Source organism: Endoryza foliicola, from assembly GCF_050589245.1.
In the GTDB taxonomy this organism is placed as follows: domain Bacteria; phylum Bacteroidota; class Bacteroidia; order Chitinophagales; family Chitinophagaceae; genus Endoryza; species Endoryza foliicola.
Window position 1 is genome coordinate 816,345 of the sequence record NZ_JBOBEW010000001.1, and the last position, 22,372, is coordinate 838,716.

17 protein-coding genes are annotated in these 22,372 nt (G+C 42.8%); 1 reads left to right on the forward strand and 16 read right to left on the reverse strand.

Annotated elements, in window-relative coordinates; translation table 11 throughout:
* Positions 1 to 46 precede the first annotated feature (46 nt).
* From ACQ2HE_RS03495 to ACQ2HE_RS03570, 16 genes are all read right to left on the reverse strand, one after another.
* Positions 47 to 667: a tetratricopeptide repeat protein gene (locus ACQ2HE_RS03495; protein WP_430894504.1), complete on the reverse strand. Its 621-nt coding sequence runs from the start codon at positions 665 to 667 to the stop codon at positions 47 to 49.
* Positions 664 to 1,668: a VWA domain-containing protein gene (locus ACQ2HE_RS03500; protein ID WP_430894502.1), complete on the reverse strand. Its 1,005-nt coding sequence runs from the start codon at positions 1,666 to 1,668 to the stop codon at positions 664 to 666. The genes ACQ2HE_RS03495 and ACQ2HE_RS03500 overlap by 4 nt, the downstream gene beginning before the upstream one ends.
* A gap of 76 nt (positions 1,669 to 1,744) precedes the next feature.
* Positions 1,745 to 2,593 carry a penicillin-binding transpeptidase domain-containing protein gene (locus ACQ2HE_RS03505; RefSeq protein ID WP_430894500.1) on the reverse strand — a complete coding sequence of 283 codons (849 nt, stop codon included), beginning with the start codon at positions 2,591 to 2,593 and terminating at the stop codon, positions 1,745 to 1,747.
* Between the two features lie 680 nt (positions 2,594 to 3,273).
* Positions 3,274 to 5,556, reverse strand: coding sequence for a TonB-dependent receptor family protein (locus ACQ2HE_RS03510; RefSeq protein WP_430901372.1), 2,283 nt, complete (start codon positions 5,554 to 5,556; stop codon positions 3,274 to 3,276).
* A 109-nt stretch (positions 5,557 to 5,665) separates the two neighbouring features.
* Entirely contained in the window at positions 5,666 to 7,216 is a 1,551-nt protein-coding gene (locus ACQ2HE_RS03515) for a vanadium-dependent haloperoxidase (RefSeq protein ID WP_430901374.1), read from the reverse strand.
* Positions 7,217 to 7,221: 5 nt separating this feature from the next.
* Positions 7,222 to 8,151 (reverse strand): hypothetical protein, encoded by a 930-nt coding sequence (locus ACQ2HE_RS03520; RefSeq protein ID WP_430901376.1) that lies wholly within the window; start codon positions 8,149 to 8,151, stop codon positions 7,222 to 7,224.
* A 46-nt stretch (positions 8,152 to 8,197) separates the two neighbouring features.
* The gene (locus ACQ2HE_RS03525) at positions 8,198 to 9,292 is read right to left on the reverse strand and encodes a hypothetical protein (RefSeq protein ID WP_430901378.1); all 1,095 of its coding nucleotides are present in this window, start codon (positions 9,290 to 9,292) and stop codon (positions 8,198 to 8,200) included.
* An 84-nt stretch (positions 9,293 to 9,376) separates the two neighbouring features.
* Positions 9,377 to 10,696, reverse strand: coding sequence for a vanadium-dependent haloperoxidase (locus ACQ2HE_RS03530; RefSeq protein ID WP_430901380.1), 1,320 nt, complete (start codon positions 10,694 to 10,696; stop codon positions 9,377 to 9,379).
* A 62-nt stretch (positions 10,697 to 10,758) separates the two neighbouring features.
* Positions 10,759 to 11,319, reverse strand: coding sequence for a hypothetical protein (locus ACQ2HE_RS03535; protein ID WP_430901382.1), 561 nt, complete (start codon positions 11,317 to 11,319; stop codon positions 10,759 to 10,761).
* A gap of 212 nt (positions 11,320 to 11,531) precedes the next feature.
* Positions 11,532 to 13,562, reverse strand: a complete 2,031-nt coding sequence (locus ACQ2HE_RS03540; protein WP_430901384.1) for a glycoside hydrolase family 65 protein — start codon at positions 13,560 to 13,562, stop codon at positions 11,532 to 11,534.
* A 184-nt stretch (positions 13,563 to 13,746) separates the two neighbouring features.
* Positions 13,747 to 14,520 carry an SDR family NAD(P)-dependent oxidoreductase gene (locus ACQ2HE_RS03545; protein ID WP_430901386.1) on the reverse strand — a complete coding sequence of 258 codons (774 nt, stop codon included), beginning with the start codon at positions 14,518 to 14,520 and terminating at the stop codon, positions 13,747 to 13,749.
* Between the two features lie 10 nt (positions 14,521 to 14,530).
* Entirely contained in the window at positions 14,531 to 15,796 is a 1,266-nt protein-coding gene (fucP, locus tag ACQ2HE_RS03550) for an L-fucose:H+ symporter permease (protein WP_430901388.1), read from the reverse strand.
* A 23-nt stretch (positions 15,797 to 15,819) separates the two neighbouring features.
* On the reverse strand, positions 15,820 to 16,602 hold the full coding sequence (locus tag ACQ2HE_RS03555) for an L-fucose dehydrogenase (protein WP_430901390.1): 783 nt from the start codon (positions 16,600 to 16,602) through the stop codon (positions 15,820 to 15,822).
* A 2-nt stretch (positions 16,603 to 16,604) separates the two neighbouring features.
* Positions 16,605 to 17,441 carry an amidohydrolase family protein gene (locus ACQ2HE_RS03560; protein WP_430901392.1) on the reverse strand — a complete coding sequence of 279 codons (837 nt, stop codon included), beginning with the start codon at positions 17,439 to 17,441 and terminating at the stop codon, positions 16,605 to 16,607.
* Positions 17,438 to 17,767 carry an L-rhamnose mutarotase gene (locus ACQ2HE_RS03565; protein ID WP_430901394.1) on the reverse strand — a complete coding sequence of 110 codons (330 nt, stop codon included), beginning with the start codon at positions 17,765 to 17,767 and terminating at the stop codon, positions 17,438 to 17,440. The genes ACQ2HE_RS03560 and ACQ2HE_RS03565 overlap by 4 nt, the downstream gene beginning before the upstream one ends.
* Before the next feature lie 18 nt (positions 17,768 to 17,785).
* Complete coding sequence (locus tag ACQ2HE_RS03570; RefSeq protein ID WP_430901396.1) at positions 17,786 to 18,634, reverse strand: fumarylacetoacetate hydrolase family protein; 849 nt, start codon at positions 18,632 to 18,634, stop codon at positions 17,786 to 17,788.
* A 259-nt stretch (positions 18,635 to 18,893) separates the two neighbouring features.
* On the opposite strand from ACQ2HE_RS03570, the gene ACQ2HE_RS03575 reads away from it, so the two are divergent.
* Entirely contained in the window at positions 18,894 to 22,244 is a 3,351-nt protein-coding gene (locus ACQ2HE_RS03575) for a methylmalonyl-CoA mutase family protein (RefSeq protein WP_430901398.1), read from the forward strand.
* Positions 22,245 to 22,372 lie beyond the last annotated feature (128 nt).

Sequence of the window (22,372 nt, forward strand, 5' to 3'; positions counted from 1 at the left end):
TAGATTCAGATTCTTTGCGCTAGAGAAGGATTGGCAATGCTTGTGGTTACCAGTCTTTCTCCGGTTTACTAACACCTTTGCCGTTCTTTTGTTGCATTTTTTTCTGAACGTCTTGCTCTTTTTGGCGGAGGGATTGAAGCCATTGGTCAATCTGCTTTTTGTTCATTGGCGATTGTTCAGGGCTTTCTTGTTCCGTTTGTTTGTTTTTCTGCTGCTCTTTTTTCTGTTTTTGCTGTTTGCGCAGTTCTTCGAGGGCTTTTTGCAGATTGAAGCGTGCGTCTTCGTCAGTGGGATCCAAGCGAAGTGCTTTTTTATAGGCTTCGATGCTTTCCAACAGTTTTTTCTGATGGGTGAGCACTACGCCTTTGTTGTACCAAGCTTTTTGAACGAGTTTGGGGTCGGCTGAAGATTTGATGATGCCATCGTAGGCTGCCAAAGCTTCGTCGGCCTTGTCTGATTTATAATAAGCGGCGCCCAGATTATACCAAGCGTTGAAGTTGCTGTTGTTTTTTTGTAGGATTTGTTGGTAGAACGGAACTGCTTCCGAATATTTTCCTTGAAGGTATCGCTGATTGCCAAGGTTCATGGGATCTTCCGTGGTTTGTGCCACTGAACTTATTGCCACTATTGAAAAGCATAAAGTGATATGTAAGGACTTTAGGTTCATGCTGTTTTCCATTTTCGAGCAGGCCAGAAGAATTCTAACAATAGCACAAAGATGGCAGCTGCTACAAAGTAGAAGAAATAATGATTGTATTCTCGAAAGCTGTTGTCTTCAAGCGGTGCTTTTTCGATTGTGTTCAGTTGCGCGTCTACCTCAGAAACTGCTTCGGGAACATTGTTTAGTAAGGTGAATTTTCCTTTGGTTCCTTTTGAAATTTGCTCAAGTAAAGCAGTATTCAATTTTGAAATCACTTGGTTTCCGGCCAGATCTGTTTTGTAGGTATTGGTGAGCGGATCTACAATAGGCGCACCATCCGGGGAGCCTATTCCCACTGTATTTACCATGATACCGGCATCATTTAATGAAGGAATCAGACTTACTGCTTCAGCGTCATGGTCTTCACCGTCGGTGATCAATATGATTGATTTGTATCTTCTTTCTTTGCTGTTGAAGCCGTTGTAGCACATTTTCAATGCTTCGCTGATAACGGTACCTTGAGTGGGAATTAGATCGGGATCAGCATTTTGTACATACAAACGCGCAGCTGCATGGTCGGTAGTAAGAGGCATTTGTAAATATGAATGACCTGCAAAAACTACAAACCCGATTCGATCATTGGGCATGGCGTCAATCATTTTGTAGATAAATTGACGTGCTTTTTCGAGTCGATTGGGCTTGATATCTGCTGCCAGCATGCTTTTGCTGAGGTCGAGGGCAATCATCACATCAATTCCTTTACGTTTTAGGTCGGCGTTTTTCCCGGGTTTTTGCAAATTGGCTGCAGCCGTAATGATAAGGGCTAATGCAATTAGCGCTAATATGCCTTTGAAACGGGCATTGCCATTTGAATAGGATCTAAGTTGTTGGGAAACGAGCGTGGGATCTCCGATTTTTTTGATCTGCTTTTTACGCCAGTACACGAAACTCAACCATACAAGGATGAGGAATGGGACGATACCCAAAAGGAAAAGGATCCAGTTATATTGGAATTTGAAGTCAGACATTGGATGCCAATCTATAACAAGAATCAAACCAATCTTGGTGCAATTTTACCTAAGTTACAGATATTCAATTGATTAATTATTTCTTACCCTCAAAAAAGCCATATTTTTTGAGGATGTTTTTCAGAATAGATAAACGCACGGTTTTCATATCTATTTTGGAATCGGGAGATTCTACTTGCAGGGCGAAGAAATAGGGATGTTTGTTTTCTTCAATCCAACCTACGATCCAGCCGAGCTGATTGCCTGATGGTGTGGTACCCCAGCCTGTTTTATAATAGAGTTTATAGTTCGCATTGTCCTCCCATAACATCATGTTTCGAACCAATTCTTGAGTACGGTTTTGAAATGGTAACTGGTTGAAGTACAGTTTTTTAACTACACCCAATTCTTCGTCGGCGGTTACTTTCAAGTCGTTGTTAAGCCAGAAGGTGTCGAGATTGTTCTTTATTACAAACTTCTTATAGCGAGCGCCATAGCCCAAGGTATCGAGGTAGCGTTGCATGGTTGCTACACCTATTTTCTGTGCTAGTTTCTGGTACCAATTAGGGCAGGAGCGGCGGAACGCTTCTCTCATAGTAAGAGGCGTATCGCATTCTGTTCTTCCTGACACTCGGAAGCCCCAGTCCAATACGGTGCTATCGTTTGGTACAATTCCAAGTTCGGTTCCAATAAGAGAGTTTACAATTTTGAAGGTAGAGGCAGGTGTATAAGTGCTATCGGCAAAGCGCGATAAGTTGTAGATATTGAAAGAGCCGGTGCCATTGGAGTAAAGTCCAAAAGTGCCCGTGCTTTTGTGTTCATCGAAGAAGGTCTTTAAAGAGTCGTCTTCTTTTATGTTGTCGGGAGTGCAGGACGCAACTATTAGATAAAAGGAAACGAATACGAAGGCCGGAACTAGTTTAGAGGTATTGAAAAGCTTGGTCACAGGTGGAAATTTTAGGCAAAGATAGGGGAATAGAGGAAGGAGGAGACGAGGATGAGAGGAGGGAGGAAATACAGAGAAAGCAGAGGGGGAGGAACAGGGGGAATTAATTAATAGTTGATAATTAATAATGGAACAGCCGGAATACGGGAGGGAGGAGACGAGGATGAGAGGAGGGAGGAAATACAGAGAAAGAACAGGGGGAGGAACAGGGGGAATTAATTAATAGTTGATAATTAATAATGGAACAGCCGGAATACAGGAAGGAGGAGACGAGGATGAGAGGAGGGAGGAAATACAGAGAAAGAACAGGGGGAGGAACAGGGGGAATTAATTAATAGTTGATAATTAATAATGGAACAGCCGGAATACAGGAAGGAGGAGACGAGGATGAGAGGAGGGAGGAGAAAGAAAGTGCACGACCCTGTAGGAGTCGCATATCAGTAGCCTGGATGTTAATTGGGGAATTTGGTGATTTGGGAATTAGTGATGAAGCGCACAATGGTGTACACGACCCTGTAGGGGTCGCATATCAGTAGCCTGTATGTTAATTGGTTAATTTGGTGATTTGGGAATTAGTGATAAGGCGTGCAATGGTGTAAACGACCCTGTAGGGGTCGCGTATTAGTAGAATAGAAATAACGCTGCGCCGCTGCGGTTCAAAAAAAACCTGTTGAAAACGTTTAGAAAGACAATGCGAAACTGATTTGACCATTGATGCCATCAGAAGACCAAATGCCGGGGCCAGGGTAGAAGCTGGGGCGCTTAGTAAAGTATTGTTTATTGGTGAGATTGTTGATTGAAAGTTTCAAAACGGTGGATGCACTTGGTTTGAATCCTATATTCAAATCGATAATGCCGTAAGAAGGAACGAGTCCTACAGCACCGGTAGTTTTTTGAGGTTCTTTGGTATTCAAAGCGTCGGCATAAGAAGCGCCTGTATAACTGTAAAGAATAGATGCTGTGAATGTTTTGTATCGGTAGCTAAGGCCGTTTCTACTAATGAGTTCCGGAACTGATTCAATTCTATTTCCGGTGATATTGATATTGTTTGATCCTGATTTTACATTTCCTGAAACATAGCGACCATGAAAGATTGCTGTTGCTGTGTGAATGCTAAGTTTACTGAAAGCCGATAAGTTCCAATCTTTCTGCACAAAGGTTTCTAATCCATAAGTGAAGGAATTTCCGACATTGGTTTTGTAAGTAATCAAGTTTCCATTCGATTCAATAATGGCGATCGTTCCAAAGCGGTTGTTATAGCGAAGTGCGAAAGAAGTAAGGTCCCAACGCCAAGATTCATGGGTTCCTCTAAATCCTAGTTCAGCATTGTATCCTTTTGCGTCTTTGATATTGGGATCTACACGTTCAAAAGTAGATCCGGGTAACAAGTCTTTTAAATACATGGAGTGATAAGCACTGGCTATGCCACCGTATATTTCGGTGCTTCTTCCTGTTTTAAGGGAGAAGTTGGCACCGGGAAGTGCGAAATTTCTTGGAATAGAAACAGGCACTTGATTGCCGGGGTAGTAAACGATGGTTCCCGATAAATTGGTTTCGCCATTTTCATAACGTAGTCCTGCGCCCAAACTGAACGCTTTCGATAGCTGCCAGCGATGTTCCATGTAGAGCGCGATATTGGTGGTTTTGAAGTGAATATCGCGTCCCCATGTTGGGTTCACTAGGGTTAAATCATAATCGGAGCCGGTTGTTCCAACACCAAGCTGGCGGCGATGCAAATCATTATTCAAATATTGAATGCCTGCCAGAAAATAATGTGTTTGATGAAAAGCTGTATAGCGATGAACCATCTTCACTTCGGATGTATAACTATGGTAATTGTCGATGTCTACTTGACGATTGTTGTATTGGTTGGTTACTGTATTTACAGTGTCGCGAATATTCGTTGGCTTGTCGAACATCACACTGCTTCTGTTTCCCAGTATTGCACTGAACACTGCATATACTTGAGTATTGTTGCCAATGTTCCAATTGAGTGTAATAGAGGGAATATGAATATCGGGACTGTAATAATTTCTGGAACGAGTGGCTTGTTTCGGATTTGCATAAAACATACTGTCGGTGAGTGCTCCGGGTAGTCGGTAACGGTAGTAGGAATGCGACCAGTCAAGTTTTACAATGAAATTAGGTTTGAATGCATAGCTCAATTGTATCGACTGTGCATTGGAATTTGTCTGTTCATTTTGGCGGTATCCGTTTCTAAATTTAATATGGTTATATGCGAAGTATTGGAATTTCCCAATTTTGCCGCCAATAGAAGTGTAGTTGCTGAGTAGGTTGTAAGATCCAACACTTGTGATGGTTTCACCTGAAATTTTTCGGGTAGTATCGCCCTGTTTGCTGATATAATTAACCATTCCTCCGAATTGAGCTCCGTATTGGAGTGAACCTGTTCCTCTCACAATTTCTATTCGGTCGATGCTTTCCAGCGGAGCACTGTAATGTGAAGCGGGATAGCCATAGAGGTCGGAATTGGTGAGAATGCCGTCTTTTCTGTTGTTGAATTCCCAGCCGCGATGCGGGTCGAGGCCTCTTGCAGAAATGTTGATCTGGTTACCCGATCCATCCATGTCGTAAACGAAGATGCCGGGAACTTTGGCAAATACCTGTCGGCCCGATTTGTTTGCAATATCTGCCGGAGTATTGGCGAGTTGAATCGATTCTGTTTTCTTTCCTGCATAAATGAATCCATTTTTTATTAAGGAAATGGGGTGTTGACTTGCTTCTTTGTCGAAAGCGGTATGCGTAACTGTATCGAGTGCCTTTATTCTGGAACTATCCTTTGTTTGTGCATTGGTACGAATGGTCCATAATAGTAAGAAGAGAATATATAGGGTTATCAAAATGGCTTTGAAGGTCATCTTGCTAACTAAGACCAACCAAGTTGTTCTTACTTTCTGAACTGCAGAAATGAATTCATTTGTATGGTTTGACGCTCTTGGCATTTTCTTTTCCTCTGTTTTCGAGTGACGGACTAAATGTAATAGGTTGTGCAGGGCGAAACCTGCACAACGAATTTCATCTCAATCATTATAAAACCCTTTATCAAAAATCTTAGTTGCCTGCGCCATCGGTTTGAGACCGAGCAACTGCGTAATTACCTACGTTTTTACCTACTACCAATCCTACTTCACAATCGCTTCTGTAGTGGATGCCTCCATACAAGCGGCTCATGGATGCTTCTTTCGCCATAGCATCGTAATCGGCGGCTCTTTCAGGAACAATCACACTTAAGATCGTTGCAGCTGCTGCGCTGAAGGTAGAGTGGCCTGATATGTATGCAGGGAAATTCGGAATACCGGTGAGTGTTTTGATGGCAGGATTCAGTTGTGTTGGACGAGGGTTGAAATAGTAATACTTCGTGTCCCAGCAAACAATTCCCGCATCCATTACAGCCATGTTGAGCAAGGCAAGGTTTCTAGCCCAACGCACTTCGCTAAAGTTCTTCTTTAAGAAGTCTTCGCAGGCAATGGCATTCCAGTGACCCGGAGGCGTATAGGTACCAACTCCATCGGCCCAGAAGTGTACGATGCGAATGTTTTCTCGGGTTGGATTTTTTACATAGTTGTATACTTCTGCCAATTCATCTTTCATTTTTTGGCTAGAAGTAGCTGGTGGTGGAGGTGGACGAAGACTTATAGCCGTCAATGAATCGAACAAGAATGCTTTTACTTTCCCGAATAGGGGAAGCATTGGCGGACGTTTTGGAAGTTCCAAGCTGATCCAAGGAGTTTCTCCTTTGTTGATGGCATCAGTTTCCATTTGCGCCCATTGGGTAGCATTGCTGGCTGCGGCGCCTGCTCTATCACCTCTTGCTCGGGTAACGAATTTTTGTGCTACCAATTTACCGAGGGCCATACCTGCTTCGAGATCACTTCTCACATTAGCGCCTGAAATGATGCGAGCTCGCATGTGTTCTTCGGCCTGTTTTTGAATGAACTCTTGATCGCCGGGGAATAAAAGTTTCATCATTTCAACACTTACGCCGGCAATCACCGCGTCTTCCGATGGATAAGATGCGATGGATTGCTTTGGCAATAAGGTTTTGATGTTCGCATCTACTGTAGATGGGGCAGGCCTGTTGTACAATTTCTTGTAATAGTAAGCCGCCACTAATGCATCATACTGTGCAGCACTTACATAAGCATATGCACGAGCGGCATAGGGAGGATTAGCGAATGGAAAAAGGGGATAGGCTAATGGGTTGTTCGCATTTGGGAATGGGTAGGTTCCGTCGGCATTCTGATAGGGCGGTAGGTTGTGTTGCGCTACCAAAGTTCTCAGAATTTCGTTCCATCTAAGTACGGCTCCTGCTCCCCAGTATTTCACCAAAGATTCTTCTTCTTTTGAAATGTCTTGCTGCCAGTCTTTGATTTCATTTAACTGTGCAATATAATCGGGTGAGGTAGTTGCTCCCGGAGCAGCTACTGCAAATTCAGAAGCGCTGGTTAGCAGAATGGGTTTCCAGGTTCCGGCATTTTCGTCTACACTGGTTGGGTTTAAAGCCGGTAAGTCTGCTGTTCTGTCATTGATTGACTTCGAACAGCTTCCAATCGTAAGGATCGCTGCGGCGATGATTGCGAGAGAATATATTCGGTTTTTCATGACAGTTATTTTTTTGGTTGTGGTTTACTTTTTTTGTTTCCATAAAATGCGTAGAAAACACCGCCGTAGTACTGAGTGCTTTGTCCTACGTTTCTTCCCGCTACCGTGTATTGAGTGCCAGCCAAGATGCTAAGGTTTGTAAAAGACGGGATTGTATATTTTGCGCTTACTCCCAAGGAGGTGCTGTTCATGCGATTGCTGGGGAAAGGCATGTTGTTTCTGGTAATGTCGAACCCACCTTTGGTAGTCCATTTATTAAGAATGGCTTCAGCGATTAAATATTTGCCACGGTAGCCGGCTCTGAGTTGTTGTTGCGATGCATTGGGCATGTCTACAACATTGGTATAATGCATTTCAGTGTCGTAGTAAGAAGTGCGGTCAATTTTTACGTTGCTTCTTTCCCAGCTCGCGGTGGAGGCCGTTACTGTGAATTTTTTGTATTGATAATCGGCTTGAAAACGGAAGATTCCATTGGTAGAACCGAGACCTACGGAAAGCGGAAGAAAATCAATTACGTAGTTGTCGAGCGGAGTACTGAAACCGGCAATCGCAAAGAGTTTCAGTTTAGCTTTTCCTATAGATGCATTGAGAAATCTCCATTTCGCATAGATGCTCAAATCTTGAATACCTTTCATTCCGGCCAATGTACCGGCAGTTGCTTTTGTTTTTACATAAGGAACACTGAACATTAGATTTAGATTGTTAGTAATTCCCCAATTGCCCATTACATTGAACATTTTGGTGCTAACAGTTCCTAAGTTTTCATTGTTTCGTTTCAATGTGCCTTCCCAATAATGATCCCAAGAGCTGTAGCTGTACATGGGACCGAAGCAGAATTGGTTTTTATTCATCATAATGGCATCAACATCTGTTTGCGCAAACGAGAACTTGGCTAAAACAGAGAATGCTACGATGATTACTAATTTTATTTTCATAATCGTTTTTGATTGCAGTGAGTTGAGTTCTTTGACGCACGAGTGTTTAAAGTTTGAAGCTCAATCCCCAGTTGATAGAATAGTTAGAGAAAGCCGCATCACCTTGAACTTTTGTACCGGTGTCAGCTGATCTCAACAAGTCGGAATAGCTTTGTGTGCGGTTGCGTTCAACAGCAACAGGCACGCTTACGAAGGCGTTGAATTTAGAGAAATGGTATGCTACAACAGGTTCAATTGAAACCACGTAGCCGGGTCTTCTGAATCCTTTGCTTCCACCGATGGCGTCTTTAGCAGGAATGCCTTCTACACGTAGTCCGGCACTTGCCATTAATTTGTTGATGTTATAGTGAGCGCCTGCTCTGAACATGAATTGGTCCGGAACACTCATGGTGGCGGTGAAGTATTTTAAAGTAGTGGCACTGGCAGTACCGCCTCTGGTTGTAGAAACACCGTTTTGTTCTCTTGGATTGAAGAGGTAATATGCGTTTCCATAAACTCCAATTCTTGGAGTGAAGTTGAAATACGCATTCATTTCTGTAGTGAAGCCTGTGCCGCCGTCACCCAGTTGAATAGATTGGTCTACAGGTCCAATGGCGTAAGTAGAATCGTTTTTCCAGAAAAGATCTTGCACATTGTAGTTGCCTGTAGCGAGTTTAATGCCTAGACCAACTTGAACGTTTCCTTTTTTATATTTAGAGGGATCGAATAACCAATAGTTACCTGCTACACGAACGTCTCCTAAGCCATTGGCGTAGGTTTTACGACGAGCATTGGGATTGGTGCTGGTGTTGCCATAATGTTCGTACATTGAAGAACGGGTGTTCACAAGTACCGGAACATCAAGAGTCATACTCCAACGATTGTTAAACTTGCGCACCACACTAATGGTTAGTGCATGCTGCCAGTTTCTTACATCGGTTCCTTTCTCTTCTCTTTCTTTTTGTTCCACTTTGCCTACAAAGTGTTTGTAGGAATGGAAGTAACGATAATTGGTATTGAGTTGCCAACCAGACGCATTTGTTGAAGACGCTTCTTCTCCGGTACAAGAGGCACCATTAGAACGAATGGCTACACAACCTTGGGCAATAGTATCGAGTTTTGCTAATAAGCATATTGCAAATACAAACAGTAATTTCTTCATAATGAGTTGGTTTGCTGAACAACACGATTTTATTTATTCGTGCAGTTCAACACATTTTACTTGAGGTAAAATGTGCGGTTTACGTTATTTTTTCAAACGCAAACGACGTATTACCAACTCGCCAACTTTCTTTCCGGCAACGGCTCCATTCTCATTATCGAAGCGGTAGTGGATACCGCCGTACAAGCGAGACATGGCCGCTTCAGCGGCTGCTGAGCGGAAAGATTTGATTTCTCTGTTTTTGATTCCGAATTCCAGAAGAGATGTATCGGTGAAAGAAAGGTTTTCACCGAAATGTGCTGTCAAAACTTCAGCAGTGGCTGCGCTAACAGTAGCATGGCCACTGGTGTAAGAAGGGAAAGGAGGGGTTTGAATATAAGGTCTCCAATCAGCACTTACATATTTATTGATGATGGTTTCGGGGCGAACATAATTGCTGCGGTATTTTTCATCCCAGCAACTAATAAATGCTTCAAACATAGCAATGGAAGTTTCCGCATATGCGGCAACGGTAGCGCTGAAATTTGCTTTGGCTTTTTGCGCTGCAATTCCAACAATGTTCATCCAGTGGCCGGGAGGAGAGAATTTCTTCACGGCGTATTGAGCATGTCCTGTAACTACGAGTTTGAAAGGATTGTCGTCCCAGAAATCTGCAATATGTTTTTGTTCATCTGTTAAGCTGTCGCCGATATTCTTTACTTCTATTAAAGCTTTATAGTATACGCCGTTTCTGTTGTTGATATCAAAAACGGGAGGGCGAACAGGCATACATTCTGAAGCGGAATCAAGTACGAGTGTGCGGATCTCTCTCCAGTGTGGCTCTACTCCAGAAGTGTATTGCGGAGGAGTTGGAACCCAACGACCGGGAGAATCCAAAACAGTGTAGCGAGAGGAAGTACGCGTTTGAGCGTAATTGTCTTTTTTGGACCAAGCTAAAACAGTTGCTACGATGGTATCTGAGAAAGCTACCGTGTTTTTGAGAACATCGGAAGGCATTCCGGCAGAATCGGCACTTTGTTTTAGTGATTCATAGTAGCCCATCAAACTTCCTTCGGGGAATGTAACGGCATTACCCACTTTTGTAAAGGCCAACATAGCTGCCAGCGGAAAATCGATGGAAGTTCCTGCTTGCGGTTTTGGCATCACAGGAAAATGTTTTATTTGGCCTGCTAGCGATTGATAGGTTGAGTCGCCTGCAACCATACATTCATAAGCTGCTATAGAAGCATACGCATAGTTGCGTGATGCCACCATTGGGGCAAAATTGTTTTCTAACACAACATCGTTCAATTTCTTTACTGTTTTACTGAAAAGAAAAGGGTTGTTTGTGTAGGCTTTATAGTCTTTTTCCTGGCAACTAATAAATACGAGTGAAGTGGCGAATGCCAATATCCATGCTTTCATCTGAAACTAAATAAAATACAGCCCTGAGTTAGGGCAAATGAGATTGATGGTTTTTTTATTGATTATGCCTGGTCGGGAGGTTGTTCTGAGCAGCCTTTGAAATACTGCGTCGCGAAGATAGGTTCATAACCAATTAGAGCGCCCTGCATTTGAATGGGTGCCTCTAATAACCATTGATTTTTTTCTTGCTTGTATTCAGCAAATAATGCTTTTTGAGCTCCTGCGCTTGAGGGAGCAGATTTCTTGTTCGAGTTTGGCTGGTTGAGATCGTTCACTAATTTGAAGAACTGATCGCGAGCCGATTGGAGTAATTGCTTTTCTTCGTTAGGTAAGCAAAGCAATACCAACTCTCCCTTTTCAACTTTACGCTTTACATAGTTATAATGAACGCCGTTGATTTCAATAGAACCGTTGTAGCGTTCAAATTCAGTCCAGTCGTTATGATAAGGAAGATTCAGTGGAACACGCATTTCGATGAGTTGGGCATCATCGTAGTCGAGGCGGTCTAATTTTGCTTGCAATTCCTTCTCTGCTTTATTGTTCATCAGGTCTGTCCACAATCGGTATCCGTACCAATTGAAGAACAGGAGGCTGAGCAGAAGTATGGTAGCAATGCGTTTCACTGGAACGCAAAATACGGAATTTTGAGAAAATTGAAGGAATTTTTGGAGAAAGCGGATAGAGACCTTCTGATTTTGAGGGTGAAGTGGTTCGTTTTCAATACTATAGGTTGTTCGTTTGGGGTTTTGTGTTTTTGGGTCGTGTTTTCTCAGAGGTTTAAATGAAAGCCTGAAGTAACAGCGTTACTTCAGGCTTTCTATCTTTTGAATACGGTTTAATTTATTGTTTTTCCTTCGAGCGTTACTTTCACCGACTTCCATTCTTTAGGCAAAGCCGTTTTTATTTTAATAATTCCTTTATCCGTTATTTCTAATCCGCCAAATCCCATCAACATGCTTTGAACAATACCGCCAGCTCCTGTTGCGAAATAAGGATTGGTACCCCCTTTTGTTTCAGCAATCACTCTAAAAGGTGGGTTCAAGTTGGGAATGTAAGCATCTTTGAACCAATGATAAGCTTTGTCGCCCTTTCCCAATCTGGAGTAGAGTGTGGTAAAAACAGCCTGTGTCATAGCCGGAGTGCCTTCATTGGGCACTCGCTCACTGTAAAATTCAAGATCTTTCATCATTAATGCGGTATCGGAAATTTCTTTCAAAGGATAAGAGAGCAGGTTCACATCGGCTTGCTTAATGCCCTCTCCTTTATAGCTGGCATGTTCTTGCGTTACTCCGTTTTCCATTTTTAGTATGGGGATATTGGCTGCAACATTCATCCAATCGGGATCTGCTTTTATTTTTAGAATAGCAGCTGCTTTGGTAGCAAACTGTAAGTTGGCCTTGGCGGCTGCATTGGTGAAAGCGTTGTTGTCTACATTTTCAGCCCATTCATCGGCAGCAACTACATTTTTAATATCGTAATGTCCGGGGCCGTTACGTTCTACACGGCTAGTCCAGAAATCGGCTGTGGCGCTGAGGATCGGCCAACCTTTTTCGCGAAGCCAAACGGTGTCTTTGCTTACTCGGAAATAGTTCCAGGTAGCAATAGCAACGCATGCTGTAATATGGTGTTCAAAAGGACCGCTCAAAGCCCACACCGGTGTTTCTTCTACGCCACTGGCGGCACTTTCCCATGGAAACATCGCCCCTTTGAATCCTTTTGAAAATGCATTTCGCTTGGCAGCATCCAATCGTTGGTAGCGGTATTCCACCATTGATTTTCCTAGATCAGGGTGCAACACTAATAACGCGGGGTACATCCATAATTCAGTATCCCAAAATACGTGTCCATTGTAGCCTAAGCCACTTAATCCCATAGGAGAAGGAGAGAGGGCGGTGCCGGGGCGAACAAAAGAATACAAATGGTACATCATACTGTGTACGTCTTGTTGAGTTTGTGCTACTTCTGCCGCGTATTGAGGTGCAGAAGGTTCGATGGAAATATCGCTCGACCACAGTTGATCCCAAGCTTTTTTATGAAATTGAATTAAGCGTTCTCTTCCTTCAAGTTTTGCGTAGAGTGTAAGTCTTTCTGCTTCATTCAATGGATCGTCGTGGTGTGCGGAAGTAATGGAAGATCCTGCAATGGAGAAACGATACGTGTTTCCTGCCTTTAATGTTTTGGTGAATTTCATGAGATGCATGTTGTTATCCCACATTTCATGAATTACTCTCGGTTCTGAACCGTGCGGTTCGCTGAATAAAAAAGTATTAGAAGCGCACATCAACAATTTGCCTGTAGGGCTTTTGGCTTGTGAGGTGAGCAGGCTAATTACAACATGCGGCCGATCAATTTCATTGTAATAATTCTCAACATCCTTCAATGCATCGGGTGCTTCCATTACACTTGAACCGGTAATGCTAATATCTTTTTTGGGAGTAATGCTTACATCCATTAATACTGTGAAAGGCAATTGACGAAGCGAGTAGTACGTATATTCTACAGTTGCTTTATCTGAGTATTCGAAGCTTGTAGTGAAAGAAGCTTCGCGCATGTTCAATTCTTGCTTAAAGTTTTTTGCTTCATTAATTCCGATGCTCCGCCCGTCAATTTCGAGGCGCATGTTGAGCAAGTTGAAGCTTCTAAGGAAATTGCTCACTCTGCCGCGACCGTAAAGATCGTAGGCTCCCGCAAGTACCACATCTTTTACTTTGAAGGGTTCGGGTGCAGAAACAATTCCAATCATTCCGTTTGCAACGGTAATTCCATAATAATTCTTAGTGTCGAAGTTGGTGGCTGAAATTTTCCAGGGGTCTTGTGCGAACGTATTCAACGAGAAAAATAAAAGGAGCAACAGTATGGCACGCATAACAATGATTTTAGTGCAAATTAAGGAAGAAACACAAAAAAGAAAGCTAGCGTACGTTGTCGATCGTTGATGGAGTAGCTATCAAATCGGAAAAATAGGAGAGAGCCGCCGACTGTTTGAGAGTAAAGTTACCCTGAAGCTATTCAAGTGCTACAGGGTAACCTTTGAGTGATATCGCAAAAATTTAATTGTTGAGTTTAATAAATCCTCCATCAATTGGGTAATCGCAACCGGTTATGAAACCTGCTTCGTCACTGCATAAATAAAGTGCGAGGAAGGCGATTTCGGAGGGTTGACCCATTCTGCCAATGGGTTGCGTTTTCGAGAGTTTCTCAAACATCTCTGCTTCTTTACCGGGATAATTCTTTGCAATGAAGCCATCAACAAAAGGAGTATGAACTCGAGCAGGAGAGATACAGTTACAACGCACTCCTTTATTAATGTAATCTTTCGCGATTGACAGCGTCATTCCCACGATGGCTCCTTTTGTAGTACTGTAAGCGAAACGATCGGGAAGACCTATACTTGCTGCGATGGACGCAAGATTAAGAATTACTGCATTCTTATCGATCATATATGGTAAAGCAGTGTGAACGCAGTTGTAAACACCTTTCACATTTACGCGCATCAGTCGGTCGAAGTCTGCTTCCTCTGTATTCAAAGCACTTCCTACATGAGCGATCCCTGCATTGTTGATGAGAATATGAATAGTTCCTGTTTTGGAAGCAATAGCATCCATGATGGCTTTTATGGCGGCCTGATCACTTACATCTGCCTTGTGAAAACTGGCACCGCCGCCTGCTTCTTGAATTTCTTTAACAGTGGCATTAGCTCCGTTTTCATCCATGTCTAATATGTGAACGAAAGCACCTTGTTGTGCAAACAATACGGCCATTGCTTTTCCAATTCCACTTCCTGCACCGGTAATAACTGCTGTTTTGTGATCCAAACGTAACATAGAAAAAAGTTTATGATTGAACAGATTTTACTTGATGTCCTTTCCATCCATAATACAATACCACTAAGAAGCAAAGCAATGGTACAATATAGGCCGGTTGCATGGTTCCGGTTTTATCGGCAATCAATCCCATCAATAACGGGAAGAATGCGCCACCTGCAATTGACATTACAATAAATGAAGAAGCAGATTTGGTTTCTTCCCCAATATCTTTAATACCCAAGGCAAAAATGGTGGGGAACATGATCGACATAAAGAAAGGTACCGTTACCACCGCATACGTAGCAACAGACCCTTTGGCAAACATGGCGGCTAATAACAACAATACATTAATGATAGCGTATAAGCTAAGCAGTTTCGCGGCACTGATATAACGCATAAGGAAGGTTCCTACAAATCGACCGAGCATAAAACCAACCATGGCAATGGTTCCCCACACCACAGCAGCTTTCTTCTCCGGCATCTGCATCATTTCTCCTGCAAAACGAACGAAGAAGCTGCCCACACAAACCTGGGCACCTACATAAAACAATTGCGCAATAACCGCCCATTTAACATGAGAGTGACGCAGTACACGAGTTGAGAAACGATGATCGTGTGCATCATCACCCCCTTCTTTGATTTCAGGAATGCGTGCAACAAAGAACAATGCAGCTACTATTAATACGATGATAGCGATTACTAAGTAGGGTATTTTCACCGTAGCTGCTTCGCTTAGAAAGTAAGCCTGACGGGTGGCTTCATCCATTGCTTTGATTTCAGTTTCGCTGTGTTCAATTCCGGTAAGAATAAAACTTCCACCAATTAATGGAGCAACAACAGAACCTACGCCGTTGAAGGACTGAGCGAAATTTAATCGTTGTTCTGAAGTAGCGGGATCGCCTAATTTCGTGATATAAGGATTAGCAACTGTTTCCAAGAAAGTTGCACCGCTGGCAGTGATGAACAAAGCGGTTAAGAACAATGCATAACTCAATGATCCGGCAGCCGGAATGAAAAGTAAATCTCCAACAGCATATAAAATGAGTCCTAAGAGAATTCCCTTTTTGTATCCGTATTTCTTCATGAAAATACCAGCAGGAATGGCCATTGTGAAATAGCCAAGGTATACAGCGGTATCAATGAATGCAGATTGTGTATTGGTTAGCTGACAAGCTTTCTTCAAATGGGGAATCAAAATTGGGTTGATGTTGTGAAGAAAGGCCCAAAGGAAGAATAATGTAGTGACCAAGATAAAGGGCACTAAGTAGCTGTTCTTTTTTTCTGTTGTTGGCATGTATCGTTAAGTTGTAAGTTGAATTAAGTGAGGCTTCGGTCTAAATGCGTATAACCACCATCTACATAAATGATTTGTCCTGTAGTGTGCGAAGAACGATCGCTGGCTAAGAATACCACCATATTGGCAATTTCTTCAGAAGTGGTAAAGCGCTGTTCGAATGGAATTTTTGACGTAATTTCTTTCAGTTTTGCATCGGGGTTTTCGAAGGTTTTGATCCAGGTAGCATAAAGTGGGGTCCACACTTCAGCCGGAATAACAGTGTTCACGCGGATACCGTATGGTAGGAAAGCGGCAGCCCATTCGCGGGTGAGGGCATTCATGCCACCCTTGGATGCTGCGTAGCCGGAAGTGCGGCCCTGACCGGTTTCCGCTACTTTCGATCCAATATTGATAACCACACCTTTACTTGTTTTTAGATGCGGTAACGCGTAGTGAGTAAGGTTGTAAATATGGCTTAAGTTCTTCACTATAGATTGCATAAATGCTTCCGGACTTCCTTCTTCAATACTCACTCCATCGTTCACGCCGGCGTTGTTGATCAAGCCATCTAGTCGACCGAATTTATCTACTGTAAATTGAATCAGTTCTTTGCATGCTTCAGGATCGGCCAATTCAATGGTATGCGAAGTGGCTTTTCCTTTGGCCAGCACAATTTCATCTACCATTTTTTGGTTGTCGTTTTTATCACGACCCGCAATCACAACAGAAGCACCTTCTTCTGCGAGCGTTTTACTAATAGCTGCGCCAATTCCTTTGGCTCCACCCGTTACAATGAATACTTTTTGTTGAAGATGTAAATCCATAATTAAGCGATCGAATCAAGTTTATAAAATCGTTTTGCGTTGGTATCGAAAATGGCTTCTTTTACTTCGGGTTTCATGCCCTCCATATATTTTTCGAGTAAGCTTTTCCATTGAACATAAATACCGCTTACTAAAATAACCGGCCAATCACTTCCATACACCAAACGGTCGGTTCCAAATGCTTCGAAAACAACATCCAGATAGGGATAGAAATCGGCCGGTTGCCATTCTTTCCAAGCGGCTTCGGTGAATAGCCCTGAAATCTTACAATACACATTTGGATGTTTTGCAATGGTACGCATCCACTGCTTCCATTCGGTAATTTTTGCTTCTTTAATATTCGGTTTTGCGCAATGATCAATGATGAAAGCTTGATCGGGTAAGGCTTCTACAAAAGATGCTACAGCCGGCAATTGATGGTGGTATACCAAAATATCATAGGTGTAATCGTATTCTTTAAGTAAGGCTACGCCCTCTTGAAATTTTTTATTGAGTAAGTAATCATCGGGTTCGCTTTGAACAATATGACGCCAGCCTTTGATAATGGGGTATTGGTTGAAGTAGTCTAGTCTCTCTTGAAGGTTATCGTTTCTCAAATCAATCCACCCCACTACGCCTTTGATCAAAGGATGCGTTTGCGCCAGTTCTACGAGGAAGTGGGTTTCTAGTTCAGATTGATCGGCTTGCACGGCCACAACACCTTGGATATCGTTTCTTCTGGTGATCATGGAAAGGTCTTCAGGCAGATAATTCTGACGAAGCACTTTCATATCGTCGGTGATCCAATCGTGTTTCTTCTTATCGTATTTCCAAAAATGTACGTGTGAATCGATGCTCATGGTAATTCAAAAATTTGGGTCATGAGTTTCCATTTTTCTCCCGGCTTTGAGCCCGGTAATGCTTGTTGAAAGGTCCACATTAATTCTTCCCATGCTTGTACTTTTCCATTGGCAGCATCCATTGCTGCTTTGCGTTCAAAGCTAAAAGTTTCATCTGCTTCGATGATCATGAACAAGCGGTTTCCTGTTCTGTAGATATCAAGCGCAGTGATACCACTGTCGCGTATGCTTGCAACAATTTCGGGCCACACATTTTTGTGGTAGCGTTCGTATTCAGCAATCAAGGCCGGATCGTCAACCAGATCCAGAGCAAGGCAATGGCGCATATCGTCTGTATTTAAGGGTTAGATGGCAGTTTGAGTGCTTTCACCCAAACCTTCAATTCCTAGTTTAATCACATCTCCTTTTTTGATGTAAATAGGATCGGGTTTTTGGCCCAAACCCACGCCTGCAGGCGTTCCGGTACTAATAATATCACCCGGAAGCAAGCTCATGAATTCACTCAAATAAGAGATCAGGAAAGGGATTTTAAAAACGAGGTTGGAAGTATTTCCGTCTTGGTACATTTTATCGTTTACTGATAACCACAAACGAAGGTTGTGAACATCTTTGATTTCATCGGGAGTGGCGAGGAAGGGTCCGAGTGGGGCAAAGCTGTCGCAGCTCTTACCTTTCACCCATTGACCGGCTCTTTCCAATTGGAATGCGCGTTCGCTGTAGTCGTTGTGAAGCATGTATCCTGCAACATAGTTCAACGCTTCTTCTTCACTAACATACGAAGCGCGTTTGCCAATTACTACGGCAAGTTCCACTTCCCAATCGGTTTTGGTACTGTTGCGAGGGATGATCAATGGATCATTAGGGCCGCATATTGCGGAAGTAGCTTTAAAGAACACCACCGGTTCGGGTGGCAATTGCATATTACTTTCTTTCGCATGGTCGGAATAGTTCAAACCGATGCAAATGATTTTTGAGGGTCGAGTGGTGGGAGGACCAAGACGAACTTCGTTGCTTACAACCGGACAAGAAGCTTGATTGTTTGACAACCAATTCTTCAATCTTGTCAGTCCATCAGTAGCGAAGAATTGTTCTGTATAATCTTCGCCAAAAGCGCTCACATCGAGGCGCGTTCCGTCGGCCAATAAAACGCCGGGTTTTTCCGCATCCACGGCTCCAAATCGAATCAGTTTCATGCTGTTGTGTTTGAGAGAATTTGCAGGTGAAACTAAGTTGAAAGCAGCGTTTCGCAAAGAAAAAAGCGATAATTAGAAAATTAGTTATTTCATTCACTTTATTATTAACTCGGCCTAACAAATGAAATAGATTGAAGCCGGCATCGTTTTCTTTAAGAAAGGCTGTTTCATTGCTTCGTTTCTAAAACTAAACTCTCTATGCAATTGCTAACAGTCATTAGCTTTTTTTATTACCTTTGTTAGCTAAAGTTCTAAATCAATGAAAATCAGGATTGTTACGGCTGCGAGTTTGTTTGATGGGCATGATGCTGCCATCAATATTATGCGCAGAATTATGCAGAGTAAGGGAGCCGAGATTATTCATTTGGGCCACAATCGTTCTGTAAAGGAAATTGTAGAAGCAGCCATTGAAGAAGATGCACATGGAATAGCAATTACCAGCTATCAGGGTGGTCACGTTGAATTCTTCAAATACATGAAGGATTTGCTGGATCAGAATGGCTGCGGACATATTAAGATTTTCGGTGGTGGCGGTGGCACCATTCTCCCCGAAGAAATAAAGGAACTTCACGAATACGGAATCACGCGCATTTATTCACCCGATGATGGAAGACAAATGGGACTGGAAGGGATGATTGAAGACGTGATCAATACCTGCAAGCCCGAAGTAGTACTTCCTTCGAAACCTTCTTATTGGGATGCAGCGGCTACGTGGAATGGCAAACTGCCGTTAGATGAGGCTAAAGACATTCGTCGCATTGCGCGTGCCATCACCTTGGCAGAAGCAGGAAAAGGAGAAGCGGTTGAAGCCACCAATGGCATTCCTGTTTTGGGTATTACCGGCACCGGTGGCGCAGGAAAGAGCTCTGTAACCGATGAAATTGTGAGACGTTTCCTGAATAATTTTCATGATAAAACCATCGCCGTAATATCGGTTGACCCTTCTAAAAAGAAAACAGGTGGAGCATTGTTGGGCGATCGTATACGAATGAATTCGATTTCTCATCCCCGTGCTTATATGAGAAGTTTGGCTACTCGTGACGACAATACAGCGTTGAGTGCCTATGTAACAGAAGCGATTGCCATTTGCAAAAAAGCCGGATTCGATTTTGTGATTTTGGAAAGCGCCGGTGTAGGTCAAAGCGACGCTTCTATTCTCGATTTCTGTGATGTGAGCATGTACGTGATGACGCCTGAATACGGCGCTGCGTCTCAGTTAGAGAAGATCAACATGTTAGACTATGCTGATCTGGTGTGTATCAATAAGTTTGATAAAGCAGGTGCTTTAGATGCACTCGCCGATGTAAAAAAGCAATACAAGCGAAATCATAATTTATGGACGGCTACCGATGAGAGCCTCCCAATTGTAGGAACCATGGCTAGTAAATTCAATGATGAAGGAGTGAACAAGCTCTTTTCATTATTGATTCAAAAAATTGCCGACAAAACCGGTGTGAGTTTTGGAACCTACTCTTTTGATGTAACAGCTCAATTAGGGCAATCAGTGATTCCGGCTAGTCGTGTACGTTATTTGAGTGAGATCAGCGAAAACAACCGTAATTACGATAAGCGAATTGAAGAACAAGCGGCAATTGCAAGTAAACTTTATCAATTAAAAGGGGCTAAAGATGCCATTGGCAGTAATGAAGTTGCTTTACAAGCCGCTTTGGATCAACAGATCCATCATTATGAGCAGCAATTGACTTATGAGTCGAAGCAGGCACTTTCGCAATGGAGTGAATTGGTACAGTCGTATCAGAAAGACTTCTATGAATACAAGGTTCGCGACAAAATAATCAAGCAACCACTTTATTCTACCAGTTTAAGTGGTACTCGATTGCCTCGGGTGAGTTTACCCAAGTTTAAAGACTGGGGTGATATTTTAATTTGGTTGTCGCAAGAAAATGTAGCCGGTTCATTCCCTTATACAGCCGGTGTATTTCCTTTGAAACGTGAAGGAGAAGACCCCACGCGTATGTTTGCCGGCGAAGGTGGTCCGGAGCGCACGAACAAGCGCTTTCACTATGTGTCGAGCGATCAACCTGCCAAGCGTTTGAGTACAGCATTTGATAGTGTAACCTTGTATGGAGAAGATCCTGATCATCGTCCTGATATTTATGGTAAAATTGGAAACAGTGGGGTAAGCATTGCTACTGTTGATGATGCGAAGAAATTGTACAGTGGATTCGATTTGTGTGATCCTAAGACATCCGTTTCAATGACCATTAACGGTCCGGCTCCCATGCTCTTGGCCTTTTTTATGAATGCGGCCATTGATCAGCAATGCGAAAGGTACATCACTGAAAATGGATTGTGGGATGAGGTAGAGCAAAAGGCAAAAGAAAAGTATCCTGATGGTAATCGTCCTGTATATCACAACCCTTTGGCACCGGGCGTATTGCCTGAGTCGAACAATGGACTGGGGCTGCGTTTGTTGGGATTGAGTGGAGATGAAGTGTTGCCTGCCGAAGTGTATATTGAATTAAAAAAGAAGGCACTTACCCAAGTTAGAGGAACCGTTCAAGCCGATATTTTAAAAGAAGATCAGGCGCAAAACACGTGTATATTCTCTACTGAATTTGCGTTGAAGTTAATGGGAGATGTGCAAGAGTATTTTATTAGAGAACAGGTGCGCAATTTCTACAGTGTTTCAATAAGTGGGTATCATATTGCTGAGGCGGGTGCGAATCCTATTACTCAATTGGCATTTACCTTGGCGAATGGATTTACTTATGTTGAATATTATTTGAGCAGAGGAATGAATATTGATGACTTTGCTCCGAACTTAAGTTTCTTCTTCAGTAATGGGATGGATCCTGAGTACAGTGTAATTGGAAGAGTAGCGCGTAGAATTTGGGCGAAGGCGATGAGGTATAAGTACAAGGCTAATTCCAGAAGTCAAGTATTGAAATATCATATTCAAACTTCGGGAAGAAGTTTGCATGCGCAAGAGATTGATTTCAATGATATCAGAACCACTTTGCAGGCCTTGTATGCTATTTATGATAACTGTAATAGTCTTCATACCAATGCTTACGACGAAGCCATCACTACACCAACAGAAGAGAGTGTAAGAAGAGCGATGGCCATTCAGTTGATCATTAATCGGGAGTTAGGAACAGCGAAGTCTGAGAATTTTATTCAAGGAAGTTTTGCCGTGGAAGAGTTGACGAACTTGGTGGAGGAAGCTGTGTTGACTGAGTTTGATCGAATCACAGAACGTGGTGGCGTATTGGGTGCCATGGAAAGAATGTACCAACGTAATAAAATTCAAGAAGAGAGTTTATACTACGAACATCAGAAACATACGGGAGAGTTACCTATCATTGGAGTGAATACTTTCTTGAATAAGAATGGCAGTCCTACTGTTATTCCCGGCGAAGTAATTCGAAGTACAACCGAAGAAAAAGAACAGCAGATAGCCAATTTGAATGCTTTCAAAAATCGCAATGCACAGAAAAGCAAATCTGCATTGGAGGCTTTGCAAAAGAAAGCGATCGAGAATGGAAATTTGTTTGAAGAGTTGATGGAAACCGTGAAGTATTGTTCTTTGGGTGAGATAACGAGAGCCTTGTATGCGGTGGGAGGGCAGTATAGGAGGAATATGTAGACAAGGAGTTGTTATGTGGTTTAGTTTTTTAGTTATTAAGTTGTTTGAAGACGCGCCCAGTTGGACGCAAAAACGATTCTGCATGGGAGCTATAAGCCGGAGGCCTTTACGGCAGGGTTCTTTGCTCC